General features: G+C 59.9%; 14 protein-coding genes. 10 read left to right on the top strand and 4 right to left on the bottom strand.

Annotated elements, in window-relative coordinates:
* Positions 1-5: 5 nt before the first annotated feature.
* Both proW and AB4N41_RS20825 read right to left on the bottom strand, forming a co-directional pair.
* Positions 6-977 carry a glycine betaine/L-proline ABC transporter permease ProW gene (gene proW / locus AB4N41_RS20830; protein ID WP_460137956.1) on the bottom strand — a complete coding sequence of 324 codons (972 nt, stop codon included), beginning with the start codon at positions 975-977 and terminating at the stop codon, positions 6-8.
* A gap of 51 nt (positions 978-1,028) precedes the next feature.
* Entirely contained in the window at positions 1,029-2,063 is a 1,035-nt protein-coding gene (locus AB4N41_RS20825) for a quaternary amine ABC transporter ATP-binding protein (RefSeq protein WP_252878082.1), read from the bottom strand.
* Positions 2,064-2,431: 368 nt separating this feature from the next.
* Here AB4N41_RS20825 and AB4N41_RS20820 point away from each other — a divergent pair, with 368 nt between their 5' ends.
* The 5 genes from AB4N41_RS20820 (at position 2,432) to AB4N41_RS20800 (ending at position 8,984) form a co-directional block, all read left to right on the top strand.
* Positions 2,432-3,391, top strand: coding sequence for a LysR family transcriptional regulator (locus AB4N41_RS20820; protein WP_122610472.1), 960 nt, complete (start codon positions 2,432-2,434; stop codon positions 3,389-3,391).
* Between the two features lie 141 nt (positions 3,392-3,532).
* Positions 3,533-4,879, top strand: coding sequence for an MmgE/PrpD family protein (locus AB4N41_RS20815; RefSeq protein ID WP_460137953.1), 1,347 nt, complete (start codon positions 3,533-3,535; stop codon positions 4,877-4,879).
* Positions 4,880-5,034: 155 nt separating this feature from the next.
* On the top strand, positions 5,035-6,270 hold the full coding sequence (locus AB4N41_RS20810; RefSeq protein WP_305382992.1) for an aromatic ring-hydroxylating oxygenase subunit alpha: 1,236 nt from the start codon (positions 5,035-5,037) through the stop codon (positions 6,268-6,270).
* 16 nt (positions 6,271-6,286) lie between these two features.
* Complete coding sequence (locus AB4N41_RS20805; RefSeq protein ID WP_252887857.1) at positions 6,287-7,438, top strand: MFS transporter; 1,152 nt, start codon at positions 6,287-6,289, stop codon at positions 7,436-7,438.
* 253 nt (positions 7,439-7,691) lie between these two features.
* A complete protein-coding gene (locus tag AB4N41_RS20800) occupies positions 7,692-8,984 on the top strand; it encodes an MFS transporter (RefSeq protein ID WP_024012798.1) in 1,293 nt (430 codons plus the stop codon).
* Between the two features lie 7 nt (positions 8,985-8,991).
* Here the strand turns inward: AB4N41_RS20800 and AB4N41_RS20795 are convergent, their stop codons facing one another.
* Positions 8,992-9,120: a hypothetical protein gene (locus AB4N41_RS20795; protein ID WP_290127647.1), complete on the bottom strand. Its 129-nt coding sequence runs from the start codon at positions 9,118-9,120 to the stop codon at positions 8,992-8,994.
* A 132-nt stretch (positions 9,121-9,252) separates the two neighbouring features.
* A complete protein-coding gene (locus tag AB4N41_RS20790) occupies positions 9,253-9,804 on the bottom strand; it encodes a cytochrome b (protein WP_095179831.1) in 552 nt (183 codons plus the stop codon).
* Positions 9,805-10,010: 206 nt separating this feature from the next.
* Between AB4N41_RS20790 and AB4N41_RS20785 the strand changes: the two genes are divergently transcribed.
* The 5 genes from AB4N41_RS20785 to AB4N41_RS20765 are packed head-to-tail and all read left to right on the top strand — an operon-like array spanning position 10,011 to position 14,267.
* A complete protein-coding gene (locus tag AB4N41_RS20785) occupies positions 10,011-10,688 on the top strand; it encodes a thermostable hemolysin (protein ID WP_460137949.1) in 678 nt (225 codons plus the stop codon).
* Positions 10,678-12,156: an AMP-binding protein gene (locus tag AB4N41_RS20780; protein ID WP_460137947.1), complete on the top strand. Its 1,479-nt coding sequence runs from the start codon at positions 10,678-10,680 to the stop codon at positions 12,154-12,156. Before AB4N41_RS20785 ends, AB4N41_RS20780 begins: the two co-directional genes overlap by 11 nt.
* Positions 12,156-12,830, top strand: coding sequence for a TenA family transcriptional regulator (locus tag AB4N41_RS20775; RefSeq protein WP_460137945.1), 675 nt, complete (start codon positions 12,156-12,158; stop codon positions 12,828-12,830). The genes AB4N41_RS20780 and AB4N41_RS20775 overlap by 1 nt, the downstream gene beginning before the upstream one ends.
* Positions 12,817-13,626 carry an SDR family oxidoreductase gene (locus AB4N41_RS20770; RefSeq protein ID WP_095179828.1) on the top strand — a complete coding sequence of 270 codons (810 nt, stop codon included), beginning with the start codon at positions 12,817-12,819 and terminating at the stop codon, positions 13,624-13,626. The genes AB4N41_RS20775 and AB4N41_RS20770 overlap by 14 nt, the downstream gene beginning before the upstream one ends.
* Positions 13,623-14,267, top strand: a complete 645-nt coding sequence (locus tag AB4N41_RS20765) for a tetratricopeptide repeat protein (protein ID WP_041478760.1) — start codon at positions 13,623-13,625, stop codon at positions 14,265-14,267. The genes AB4N41_RS20770 and AB4N41_RS20765 overlap by 4 nt, the downstream gene beginning before the upstream one ends.
* Positions 14,268-14,271 lie beyond the last annotated feature (4 nt).

The raw sequence follows: 14,271 nt of genomic DNA, 5'->3' as shown, positions 1-14,271 counted from the left end.
AGTGTTTATGGGTGAGCAGGCAAATTCAGTTGGTCACGGGAAGTGCAACGGTTTTCTTTTTTCAGTTTCATCAGCAGCCCTACCGGGCCGGTGTCGTACCAGCGCTGACCGGTAGCCAGATCGCTGCTGCGTTCGCCCATGGCTTGGGTCAATCGGTCGAGAAACACCGCCAGCAACACCAGACCGGCGCCGCCGACACTGGCCAGGCCCATGTCGAGGCGGCCGATGCCGCTCAACACCATCAGACCGAGACCACCCACCGAGATCATCGAGGCAACCACCACCATCGACAGCGACAACATCAAAGTCTGGTTGAGCCCGGCCATCATCGTTGGCGCCGCCAGCGGCAATTGCACCTTCAGCAGCATCTGCGTGGCCGTGCAGCCGAACGCCCGCGCCGCCTCGACCTTGTCGGCGGGCACCTGCCGGATGCCGAGGTTGGTCAGCCGCACCAGCGGCGCGACGGAAAAGATGATGGTGACGATCACCCCGGGTACGTTGCCAATGCCGAACAGCATGACCACCGGCACCAGGTACACGAATGCCGGCAGCGTCTGCATGGCGTCGAGAACCGGGCGGATGATCATTTCGGTGCGATCACTGCGCGCACATAAGATGCCCAGCGGGATGCCGATGACCGCGCAGAACAATAGCGATGTCAGCACCAGAGCCAGGGTGACCATCGCGTCGTTCCACACGCCGATCAGGCCGAGGCCGGTGAGCGTGGCGACACTGAAAATGGCGATTCGTTTGCCGCCGATCTGCCAACTGATCAGTCCGGCAATGATGATGAAGACGGTGGGAGGTACCGACAGCAGGCTCCACTGCACGCCGTCCAGGACCTGGTCGACCGGCCAGCGAATCGAGCGGAACACTTCACGAAAGTTGCTGACCAGATATTTAAGCGCGGTTTCGACCCACGAACCCAAAGGAATGTTGATGCTCTGGAAAGGATCCAGAATATTGAAATCTGACATGGTGCTACCTCGCCCGCAGAAACTGCTTTATCAATTCTGACTGTTCGGAGTTCAGCTGTTACTTAGGCAGCTCAGTAAGTGTCCTTGGGAAATCGAACCTTTATAAAGTCCAACTTCATCGACCACCGGCATTGGAGTTGCCGACGCGGCAACAATATGAAAGATGTCTCGCAACGAGGCCTCAGCCTTGATCGTTACTTGACTGCCCGGCAGATAAACAACATTCGAATCCTGCTGGGCGATATCCCCGGCCTTCAATATTCGACTGGTGTCGAAACCATTGAAGAAGTCGCGCACATATTTATTCACCGGGTTGCACAGCAGTTCACGCGGAGTGCCGATCTGCACCACGCGTCCGCCTTCCATGATCGCGATGCGATGGCCGATGCGCACCGCTTCTTCAATGTCGTGGGAGATGAAAATGATCGTGCGATCCTGCTCGGCCTGAAGTTTGATCAGCTCGCCCTGCATCTCGCTGCGGATCATCGGGTCGAGCGCGGAGAAAGCTTCGTCCATCAGCAGAATGGCGGGGTCGTTGGCCAAGGCGCGGGCCAGGCCTACACGCTGCTGCATGCCGCCGGAGAGTTGATGGGGAAAGCTGAATTCCTGGCCGGACAGCCCGACCTGCTCGAGGGCGCCCATGGCCCGGCAGTAGCGTTCTTTCTCGCTGACACCGCTGATTTCCAGACCGAAACTGACGTTATCAATGACGCTCATGTGCGGCATCAGGGCGAACGACTGGAAGACCATGCCCATGTCCTTGCGCCGCACTTGCAGCAGATCCTTGTCGCCCAGGCCGGTAATTTCCTTGCCGTTGAGAAAGATCTTGCCGGAGGTCGGTTCGATCAACCGGTTGAACAAGCGGACCATGGTCGATTTGCCGGAGCCGGACAAACCCATGATCACAAAGATTTCGCCTCGGCGAACGGAAAAGTTGGCATCGAATACACCAATGGCCTGACCGGTCTTTTTGAATACTTCAGCTTTCGAGGCGCCCTCTTCAATCATCTTCATGGCCAGCACTGGCTGGCTGCCGAAGACTTTGAAAACATTCTTTACGCAGATGATCTCGTCGGAACTTGTCATACCATGCCTCCTTCGCGTCGCACTTCGATCACTTTAAACGGCAAGTAATCAAGCGAAACTGTGTTTAAACGGCAGAGGTAATGAATAAATGTCTTCACGACGGTTTCCTTTTATTATTTTTGGGTGCCCAGGAAAGAAGGGATGTTGCAAATCTATTAGCATCACCGCGCTTAATCCAACTACATTTACAGGGACAATTTGATAACGTCGGGTTATCGGTTGCGGGCTCGGGCATGGCTGTCCGTTCGGCTCCGCACCATGAGCGACCGGGTCTATTCCCAAAGCGACGCTGGCGTGGCCCTGCGAGGAGCGTTCCGTTACCCTCCACGCGCTTCGTTGGGGAGCTTTATCGTTAGGAGAGTGTACGAATGACCAAGCATGTCGACCCTGACACCATCCTGCTGAAAATGCCGTCCTTGAGGGCTGTGAAGGCATTTGTCGCCGCCGCCAAATACGAAAGCTTCACCCGTGCCGCCGAGGCGTTGTGCGTTTCGCAAGCGGCGATCAGCCGGCAGATCCGCGAGCTGGAAAGCTACCTGGGCGCGCAACTGTTTACCCGGGTGGGTCGTGCGGTAGAACTGACCGCTGCCGGTGCGGTGTTCTTTGATGCCGCGCAACTGTCGTTCGTCAACATCGCCCAGGCCGCCGAACGGATTCGCAACAGCCAGTCGAGCAAGAAAGTGCTGACCGTCTGCTGCTCCCCGGCCTTTTCCGCGCTGTGGTTATCAGATCACCTGCAGGAGTTCTTCGCTCAGTGTCCTGACATTGAACTGAACCTGATCACCACGCAGAACTTTCTGACGATGGAACCCGGCGTGCAGCCGGACATCTTCATCACCAAGATTTCGCGCATCCGCGAAGGCTATAGAAGCTATCCGCTTTGCCACGACGTGATCTACCCGGTGTGCACGCCGCAGTATCTGGAGCAGCATCCGGAGATTTCCACCATCGAGGGCGTGCGCGATTCGGCCCTGCTCAACCTCAGCCCTTACGGCCGTTCGCAAGTCGCCGAACACGTCGACTGGGGCGTGTGGCTGGCGTTTCAGGCAATCGATATCGACGACCGCCCGGCCAACAGTCCACAGATTTTCAACGCCAACGACTACAACCTGCTGATCAGCATGGTGCTGACTCATCAAGGCATCGCTCTGGGCTGGAATCACCTGGTCACGTCGCTGGTGCAGCGAGGCTTACTGGTGCGACCGATTGAGCAGCAGGTACAGCTGCGCAACAGTTGGCACTATTTGAGCTGCCGCGAAAATTCGGACAATGAAGACGAATTGCAGCGCTTCCGTGAATGGATTCTGGGGAAGTTTCCCCGCCGTTGATCTGCTCTGCGCCAGCGTCGGTCGTTTTGGTTATCAATAGCGCGACGAAAATGTCGCTGGAGCAGCCTGCCGTCCCTGACCCATTGTTGAGCGACGCCGACCAAGCACGGTCGCGCTCAACACACAGGAAGGGCTTGTTGCATGTCACTCTTCGAATTCACTCGCGATTTTGATTTTCTCGACGCTCCGCAGAAAACCCGCGCGATCGTACAAAACAGTCTGCTCGACATTATCGGAGTCATGGCCGGCGCGGCGAGCAACGACACCAGTGTCGCGATGCGCCGGTTTGCCGAACGGCACTATCCGGCCGGTCTCTACAGCAGTCGCCTGATTTTCTCCGGGCAGCGCGTCAACGTGCTCGGCGCAGCGTGGGCCGGCGGCTTCAGCGCCGACAGCCTCGACGCCCATGAGGGCCATTTCAAATCCAAGGGCCACGCAGGGGCGACCTTGGTACCCGTTCTGCTCGCCCTCGCCGATGCACTGCATCAGCAGGGCCAGTCCATCAGCGGGCATGAGCTGCTGAGCGCTTTATGCATTGGTTACGAAACCGCGTTGCGCGCAGGTTCGGCATTGATGGCGACCTCACCTACGTATCACGCTTCCGGTGGCTTTTCAGCCCTGGGCGTGGTCTGCGCTGGCGCGCGATTGTTGCGTCTGGATGAGACAACGTTCCGCCACGCCTTGGGCATTGCCGAATACTTCAGCGCACGCTGCCCGATGATGCGCGTGGTGCAAGCGCCGACGATGCTGCGTGATGCTCATGGTGCGGGCGCATTCACCGGTCTGAACGCTTTGTTCATGGCCTTGGAAGGCATTACCGGTGCGCCAGCGGAAACAGTCGAAGACATCGCCGTTTCAGAGCATTGGCGCGACCTCGGTCAGCGTTGGGAAATCGACAGTCAGTACTTCAAACCCTGGCCCGTCTGCCGCTGGGCGCAACCAGCGCTGACCGCAATGCTTGAGCTGCAACGACAACATCCTTTGCTCGCTGCCGATTCGATCGAAACCATACGTGTGGAAACGTTCTATGAATCGATGTGCCTGCAGGGACATTCACCGAAGAACGCCGATCAAGCGCAATACGCCTTGGCGTTTCCACTCGCAGCGCTGGTTGTCAGGGGCAAGGTCGGGCCTGAGGAAGTCACCGGTCTGGCGATTACTGCGCCGGATATTCTGGCCCTCAGCGCCCGCATCGAAATCGTCGAAGCCGCCGATATCTCGGCCAGATTCCCCGAGGAAATCCTCTCCCGGTTGAGCATTACTCTGAAGAATGGCGAGGTGCTGGTGAGCCCGATCACCGCTGCGCGCGGCGATCCGCAGACGCCTTTGAGCGTTGAAGAGCTGGAGCAAAAGTTTGATCTGTTCGCTCAGTGGCTCGGCCTTGAACGCAGTACCGCTGTGAAGATGGCAATCAGAAACATCGCTAAAGCCGACTGCGCCGTCACTGCACTGCAAGCGGTTTTTCAAGCGGTGCCGACTTCACCCTGACTCTGTCACTCATAACCGCGAATCATTAATTGCCCGCAGCAAATGTCGGTTGTGACGTTTGTTCTGTGCCGGATAGGCTGAGGCTTATCGTTCGCTTATTTGGAAAGTCACGGTTAAAGGTGACCGCTCAAGATCGAAGTCCTGGGAGGATAACAATGAACAACAAGCAAAGCGTTTATGACCTGATCGCACAACGCAAACCGTGGCATTCGCTGCCGGGCGCGCTTTACCGCAGTGAGGACGTATACCGTCAGGATCTTGAGCAGATCTGGCACCGAGACTGGATCTTCGCCGGCCACACCTTTGAAATCACCAAACCGGGGCAGTATTTCACGTTGCAGATTGGCGACTATCCGGTGGCCGTCGTTCGCGGCAAGGATGGTGAGGTTCGGGCCTTCCACAATGCGTGCCGGCACCGTGGCGCGAAAATCTGCGAGGCTGACCATGGCAAAGTGGCGAAGATGGTCTGCCCGTATCACAAGTGGACTTACGAGCTGGACGGCAACCTGTTGTTCGCCGGCAACATGGGCCAGGACTTCGACAAAGCGCAGTACAACCTGAAAAGCGTGCACTGCGAAATCGTCGACACCTACATCTACGTCTGCGTTGCCGCCAAGGCACCCGACTTTGAAGGTTTCCGCAAAGCCGTCAGCCCTTTCATCGCGCCGCATTTCCTTGAAAACTGCAAAGTCGCGTTCGAGTCGAACATCGTCGAGAAAGGCAACTGGAAACTGGTCTTCGAAAACAATCGCGAGTGCTACCACTGCGACGGCTCACACCCAGAACTGCTGCATTCGTTTGTCGATAACCTTTCAGTCGGAGGCATCAGCGGCGAAGACGATCCCGAGCTGTCGGCATATTGGGCCAAGTGCGAAAAGGCCGGATTGCCAAGCCGTCTGGTCATGGACATCAATGGCCAGTTCCGCATGACGCGTATCCCGCTTTCATCAGGCGCCGTCAGCTACACCATGGATGGCAAGCCCGCCGTCAACGGCCGCCTCGACAAGACCTCCGAAGCCGACATCGGCGCGCTGCTGTACTTCCACTACCCGTCCACCTGGAACCACTTCCTCGGCGACCATGCGCTGAGTTTCCGCGTGCTGCCGATCAGCGCCACTGAAACATTGGTCACCACCAAATGGCTGGTGCCCGACACGGCGGTGGAAGGCGTTGACTACGATATCGAGCGCCTGACCAAAGTGTGGATTGCCACCAACGATCAGGATCGCACGCTGGTTGAAGGCACCCAACGCGGGGTGACCTCGCCCTCCTACGAACCCGGCCCGTATTCGGAAACCGCCGAGACTGGCGTTTGTCAGTTCGATGACTGGTACTGCGTGACGATGATGGATCGGCTCAAAGGACCGATTCCGTTGAAGTCGGTTGGTTGATCGGCGCTTATCGTCCATGAGCGGTTGCACATCATCCCTGGCAATACGCGAAAACTACGGCGAGCGCGCGTCCACGCGGATCGTTTTCCTGATCACCGGCATTGTCATGTCGGCCTGGGCGCCGCTGGTTCCTTTGGTAAAAGCGCGCACCGGGCTGGACGAAGGTGGCCTGGGCCTGTTGTTGCTGGGCTTTGGCATCGGCTCGATCGTGGCCATGCCGTTCGCCGGATACCTGACCGCGCGTTTTGGCTGTCGGCCGGTGATCATCGCCTCAACTCTGGCTCTGTGTGCGGTGCTGCCGATGCTGAGCCAGTTGACGTGGCTACCGGGGCTGGCGCTCACGGTGCTGTTGTTCGGCGCGAGCATGGGCATGCTCGACTGTGCGATCAATATCCAGTCGATCATCGTCGAAAAGAACAGCGGCGAAACCCTGCAATCGGGTTTTCACGGGCTCTATAGCGTGGGCGGAATCGCCGGTGCCGTGGCGATGACGGCGATGCTCAGTATTGGCCTGGATCCGCTGCCATCGGTGCTGTGCCTGGTGGCGATCATTCTCGCCTCGCTATATAAGGCTGCACCAAACCTGCTGCCTTACGGTACCGAGCGCGACGGCCCGATCTTCGCGGTTCCGCGCGCAATCGTCCTGTTGCTGGGTGTCCTCTGCTTCATCGTGTTCCTGACCGAAGGCGCAATGCTCGACTGGAGCGCGGTGTTTCTTGCCTCGCAACGCGATATGCCATCGAGCTACGCAGGATTGGGCTACGCCTGTTTCGCCGCAACCATGACGCTAGGACGGCTGACCGGCGACGCGATTGTCAGCCGACTGGGCGGCATTCGTGTAGTGACGCTCGGCGGTATCTGCGCGGCAGTCGGCATGCTGATTTCGCTGGTGTTCGATGGCTGGCCGGCGTCATTGCTGGGCTATGCGCTGGTCGGCGCCGGATGCTCGAACATCGTTCCGGTGTTGTTCAGCGCCGCAGGTCGACAACAGCGCATGCCGCAGCGCACCGCTATTCCGGCAATCATTTCCATGGGTTATGCGGGGATTCTGATGGGGCCGGCGTTCATTGGCCTGATCGCCCATTTCAGCTCGTTGACGATCGCCTTGGGTGGCGTGGCCGTGCTGTTGTTGTTTGTCAGCTGTGCCGCGAGGTTGCTCAAGGCCTGAACGCGGCGAACTCTGACGGGCCTGCGTCCTAACGTCGCAGCCGTCAGCTATTGGCAAATCCTGCGCAAGCCGTAGAATCCCGCGCGCTCTTGCAAGCGCGCGTCTGGTCACAGACGCGAACTTGCAGGGCTGGCCATGTCGTCCGACGCCACCGCCCTGCCCGATCGGCAGACATTTGCACAACACCTGTTCCAGCCTGGCAACCGCATGCGCAGAGGCGCACGTTGCGCTGTTCGATTTTCTTGAGGTTTTTATGTCTCCGCGTTTGCTGGCCATGGCGCTGGCGCCCCTGCTCGGGCTGTTCATTATTGCTCTGGGCAACGGATTTCTGTCTTCCCTGACCACCCTTCGCCTGGACGCCGCCGGCGCCTCGGCGACGATGATCGGAATTGTTTCGTCGGCCTACTTCATCGGCCTGACGCTGGGCGCGGTGTTCAACGACCGGCTGATTCTGCGCATCGGCCATATTCGTGCCTACGGCAGCTTCGCCTCGCTGATTGCCGTGACGATCCTGTTGCAGGGGCTGTTCTATGACACCTGGGGCTGGCTCGTCCTGCGGCTGATCAATGGCTGGGCCACGGTCGGTGTGTTTCTGGTGATCGAGAGCTGGCTGCTGCTGGCCGGTGACGAGAAGATTCGCGGGCGCTTGCTCGCGCTGTACATGATCGTCCTTTATGGCGCCGGCGTTCTGGGCCAGGCGACGCTGGGAACCATCACTGGCATGAGTGACAGCGCGCCGTTCATGGTCGCCGGCATGCTTGCTGCGTTGTCGGTGCTGCCGATCGTGATCCTGCCGCGCGTGTCGCCGCTGCTCGATCAGGTCGAGCCGCTCAAGCCCCGGCAACTGCTGGGCGTGACGCCGACCGGGCTGGTCGGCTGTTTCGGTTCGGGGGTGACCATCGCGGCGATCTACACCTTGTTGCCGCTGTATCTGCAACGCAGAGGTCTGGACGTCGGTGAAGTCGGCAGCATGATGGCCTGGACGATTCTCGGCGCGATGTTGCTGCAGTATCCGGTCGGACGCTGGTCCGACCGCACCGATCGCTTGCAGGTGCTGACCCTGTTAACGGTGGCGTGCACCGCGTTATCACTGGTGATTGTGCTGCTGCCGCTGTCTTCGACAATGCTCGCGGCGATGCTGTTTCTGCTCGGTGGCGGCGTCTTCGCGCTGTACCCGGTTGCCGTCAGCCACGCGGCCGACCGCGCCCCGGCCGAAGCGCTGGTGCCGATGATTCAGGGTTTGCTGCTGATCAACTCGCTGGGCTCGGCCATCAGCCCGATGATGATCTCGCCGGTGATGAACTCGTTCGGCGCCAACGGTCTATTCTGGGTCTTCGCTGTGGTCAATCTGAGCATGGTCAGCTTTTTCTTCTGGCGCCGCGGCAAACGCCCGGTGCCGGCCAACCCCGCACCGTTCACGGCGGCAGCCACCTATTCGCCGACGGGTGCGGAGTTGCGGGTCACCGAGGATTTGCGCGTGGCCGCTGAGGAGCACCCGGCGATGATGGATGCGATCAGCGGGGAACTGGTGACGCAGCCAAGGTGACCGCTGATCAGCAACTGCCCGGCGGGATGCCGTCCTTGTTGAAGTCCTTCAAGCGCTCGCGCTCTTCTTCGGTGGAATGCGCCGGGGTGGTTTGATCCGGTACTTCTTGCGGCACTTCGGGTTTTTCTTCAGTCATGGCTTTGCCCTCGTTGTCGATGCTGTTTCGGCATCGGCGAGGGCTGGCAGTTCCGGATTTTCAACTCCACCGCAGCCATGCGCTTAAATTGCGGCGAACATTACCTTCAGCGAACAGCGCCAGATGCTTGCCTCAAGAGCGGGTACGCTCAATCAGCATTCTCTGCAACGTGTTGTCTTTCACCCAGTAATGATGGAACAGCCCCGCCAGCGCGTGCAGGCCGATCAGCCAGTAGCCGGCACTGCCAATCCATTCGTGCCAGTACTTGAGTTGTTTGGCCAGGTCCGGATCAATAGCCACCGGCGCCGGCACATGGAAACCAAAGTACGGAAACGGTTTATCGCCCGCCGCGAGCATCAGCCAGGCGAGTAGCGGTGTGACAATCATCAATCCATACAGCGCCAGGTGCGTCAGGTGCGCAACTGCGGTCTGCCACGCCGGTGGTTTGGGGGTGATCGGTGGACGCGGGGTCAGGCGGCCGATCAGGCGAATCCACACCAACGCGAAGATGCTTGCGCCGAACAGGCCATGCATACCCATCAGCAGGCCGCGTGCTTCGCTGCCTTTGGGCATATAGCCTTTGATTTCGACGCACGCATACACACCGACGAACAACGCCAGCATCAGCCAATGCAGGATGATTGAGAGTTTTCCATAACGGGTTACAGCGGTGTCGCGAATCATAGGAAACGCCTCGTGATTGTTGTGGAGCGACGATCATCTCGCTCGAAATTATCGATCCGGTTGCCCTGAATCAAGGCTAACCATGCTTACCCAGCCTTAAGGGAGTCTGAAGATCGGCGCTGCGGTTAACGTTTTTTCATCTTCAGACTTCGTTAAGAAATGGCTTGGATACTGCGCCCAAACCCATTGAGGGAGGCGCTCTGCCCATGCCCGAATTCGACTGGAACATCCCGCTGCCCCTGCACTTCGGCCAGGCCGAGTCCCTCCCGATGACGCTGAGAAACGCGTTGCCGGAGGACGAGCTGCGCACGCCGTTTGAAGCCTTTATCCAGCAGCGTTTCCGCACGGCTCACGGTGCCGAAATCCGCCATTTCATGCCCGAGCTGTTCGGCATGCACAACAGCGATGGCCAGTTGTGTGCTGTGGCCGGGGTCCGTCGAGCGCATCTGCAGGCACTGTTTCTCGAGCGCTATCTGGATGACCCAATCGAGCCGTTGATCAGCGCCGCCGCCGGTCGTGCAGTGGATCGCAAGGTCATTGTCGAAGTCGGCAACCTCGCCGCCAGCGACACCGGCAGTGCGCGCCTGAGCATCATCGCCATCACCTATCTGCTGGCCATGGGTGGCCTGGAATGGGTGACCTTCACCGGCAACATCGGGCTGGTCAACAGCTTCCATCGCCTGGGTCTGAAGCCCGTGACATTGTGCGCCGCTGATCCACAGCGACTGGGTGACGAGCGTCAACACTGGGGCAGTTATTACGAAAGCAAACCCTGGGTGCACGTCGGCAACATTCGCGCGGGATTTGTTCACCTGCGCAATATTGGCCTGTTCACTCGCCTGGGTTTGCCGACTTCCGTTGAAGGAGCCTGCCATGTCGCTTGAATTGCAGCGCTTCCAGGAAACCCTGCGCGACCATGCCCGACGCAATGACAACGCCTCAGCCCTGTGGGGCGACACGCTGAGAATAGATTACGCCACGCTGTATGCCGAGGTGTTGTATCGCCAGGAGCGCCTGCGCGATGAGCAGGTGCAGGTGATTGCGCTGGCGCTGGACAACGGCGTCGACGCGATGCTTTGGGATCTGGCTGTGTTGTTCGAAGGCTTGACCTGCGTAACGCTGCCACCGTTTTTCAGTGCCGCGCAGCGCGCCCATTGTCTGGAGCAGAGCCAGGCCGAACGGGTGATCGCCGAGCCGGAACTGCAAGCCGAGCTGCTGGCGGCGGGCTATGAATTACGAGGTGAATTCTGGTGTCGCTCGTTCAATGGCCCGAGTCGCATGCCGGCGGGCACCGCGAAACTCACGTTTACCTCCGGGACCACCGGCACGCCGAAAGGGGTGTGCCTGAGCGCCGACAGCTTCCTGCGAGTTGCCCGGGAGCTTGATCAGGCAAGCGCAGCCACTGGACCGGAGCACCATCTGGCGCTGTTGCCTTTGGCGATCCTGCTGGAGAACCTGGGATGTTATGCCGCGCTGTACGCCGGTGCGGTGTTGAGCCTGCCAAGCCAGACAACCCTCGGCATTCAAGGTGCCAGCGGCATCGATGTTGCGCGCCTGCTCGGTTATCTGGGCAAGCGTGCGCCGGAGAGTCTGATACTCGTGCCACAGCTGCTGCAAGTTCTGGTCAGCGCCGCTGAACAGAAGGCTTTCGATCCGCAAACCCTGCTCTTCGCCGCGGTCGGTGGCGCGCGGGTGTCAGCGGATCTGCTGCACCGCGCGCAACGGGTCGGGTTAGCGGTTTACGAGGGATACGGCTTGTCCGAGTGCGCCTCGGTCGTATGCCTCAATCGCCCCGGCGCGCGCCGTCCGGGCAGCGTCGGGCGCCCTCTGCCCCACCTCGAGGTGCGGTTGGCCGAGGACGGTGAAGTGCTGATCAAGGGTTCGGTGTTGCTCGGTTATCTGGGGGAGCCGGCGTATACCGATCAATGGTGGCCGAGTGGCGATCTCGGTGAGTTCGATCCGGAAGGTTTTCTCTATCTCAAGGGCCGCAAAAAACACCAATTCGTCACCAGCTACGGGCGAAACGTCAACCCGGAATGGGTCGAGTCGGAACTGACCCAGCGCCGCCACATCGCTCAAGCGTTCGTCTATGGCGAGGCGATGCCGCACAACCACGCCCTGCTCTGGCCGCATCGTCCGGACTGCACCGATGCCGAGCTGGCCGCTGCCGTCGCCGAAGCGAACGAGGCGTTGCCCGATTACGCCCAGGTGCATCAGTGGACGCGCCTGGCGCAGCCCTTCACCGCCGCCAACGGCCTGCTCACCGCCAATGGCCGGCCGCGCCGCGACGCCATCATCGCGCAGTACCGCACGCAACTGACCGAATCCGCCACTTCCGAGGAATCCGCATAATGAGTTTTTTCGACACCCTGCAAGAAGCCACGCAACGCGAACGCCACGAACTGTTCAACCTGCCGATCATCGTCGATGCATTGCAAGGCAAGGTCAGCCTCGACAGCTATCGGGCCTTTCTTGCCCAGGCTTACTACCACGTGCGCCACACCGTGCCGCTGATGATGGCTTGCGGTGCACGCCTGCCGACGCGCCTGGAATGGCTGCGCAAAGCGGTGTGCGAATACATTGAAGATGAATACGGCCACGAACAATGGGTGCTCAACGACATTGCCGCCTGTGGCGGTGATCGCGACGCCGTGCGCGATGGTCAGCCGTCATTGTCAATCGAGCTGATGGTCAGTTTTCTCTACGATCTGATCACCCGGGGCAATCCGGTGGGTCTGTTCGGCATGGTAAACGTGCTCGAAGGCACCAGCATTGCCCTGGCGACCCACGCGGCGGGGAGCATTCGCGATCGCCTGGCGCTGCCGGAAACGGCATTCAGCTATCTGAGCTCCCACGGCGCGCTCGACATCGAGCACATGCAGACCTATCGGCGGTTGATGAATCAGCTGGAAGACCCTGACGATCAAGCGGCGGTCATTCATGCTTCGAAAGTCGTCTATCGGCTCTACACCGACATGTTCCGTGATCTGCCCCGCGACGCTGAGGCCCAATATGCAGCTGCATGAAGCCCGCGTGGTGCTGACAGGTGCCAGTGGCGGCATCGGCCTGGCCATCGCCAGTGCCTTGTGCGCCGCCGGTGCCAGGGTATTGGCCGTGGCGCGGCATCAGGAGGCGCTGTTGCCGCTGCTTGAGCGGTATCCGCAGAACCTGTGCTGGGTCGCCGCCGACCTGACCTTCCTCAGCGATCGGCGCAAAGTGTTGGCCGCCGCCGACGCCATCGGCGGCATCAACCTGCTGATCAACGCCGCCGGGGTCAATCACTTCGCCATGCTCGAACAGCTCGATGACAGTGACATCAACGCGATGCTGGCGGTGAACATCAGCGCGCCAATCTGCCTGACCAAAATGCTGTTGCCGCTGCTCAAGCAGGCTGACAGTGCGATGGTGGTCAACGTCGGCTCGACCTATGGCTCGATCGGCTACCCAGGTTACGCCAGTTATTGCGCGAGCAAATTCGCCCTGCGCGGATTCTCCGAGGCGTTGCGCCGCGAGCTGGCCGACACGCGGGTCAGCGTGTTGTATGTCGCGCCCCGGGCCACCCGCACCTCGATGAACAGCGCCGCTGCGCAAGCCTTGAACGATGCCCTCAAGGCCAGCGTTGACGATCCGCAGACCGTGGCGTCGGCAGTGATGCATGCGATTGCCGGCGACCGTCGTGATCTGTACCTAGGCTGGCCGGAGCGATTTTTCGTCCGTTTGAACAGCTTACTTCCCCATCTGGTGGATCGCGGTCTGCGCAAGCAATTGCCACTGATCCGCCGTCTCAGTGAAAAACCTGACAACGAGGCTTCAAAGCCATGAAAAAACTCTCCACATGCCTGCTGTTTGCCGCCCTCAGTCAAAGTGTCTGGGCGCTTGAGCCGGCTGATCAGCAACGTCTCACCGGCATCCAGCAGAACTGGGCGCACATTCAATACGAGGTCGCGGAAAAGCAGCGCGCCGCGGCGTTCGAGCAATTGGCCAGCGAAGCCAACGCGTTCACCACGCAACGTCCGAATGTGGCCGAAGCCTGGATCTGGAAAGGCATCGTCACCAGCAGTTGGGCCGGTGCCGAGGGCGGGCTCGGTGCCCTGGGCAAAGCCAAGGACGCCAAAGCGGACCTGGAAAAATCCCTGACGCTTGACCCTAAAGCCCTGCAAGGCTCGGCATACACCAGCCTCGCTGCATTGTACGACCGGGTACCGGGCTGGCCGATCGGCTTCGGCGACAGCGACAAGGCCGAGCAATTGCTCAAACAAGCCCTGCAGCTCAACCCCGATGGCATCGACAGTCTGTACTTCTGGGGCGACCATCTCTACCGTCAGAAGCGCTACGCTGAAGCCAAGGCAGCGCTGATCAAGGCCAGACAAGCCGCACCCCGTGCGGGCCGCGAAAGTGCCGATGCCGGGCGTCGTAAAGAGATCGACGCCTTGCTGGTGGACGTGAACAAGAAACTCGACTGAAAGG

This window comes from Pseudomonas sp. S2_A10 (assembly GCF_054668465.1).
The sequence above is the reverse complement of the archived record's forward strand: the minus strand, read 5'-3'. Positions and strand labels throughout refer to the sequence as shown.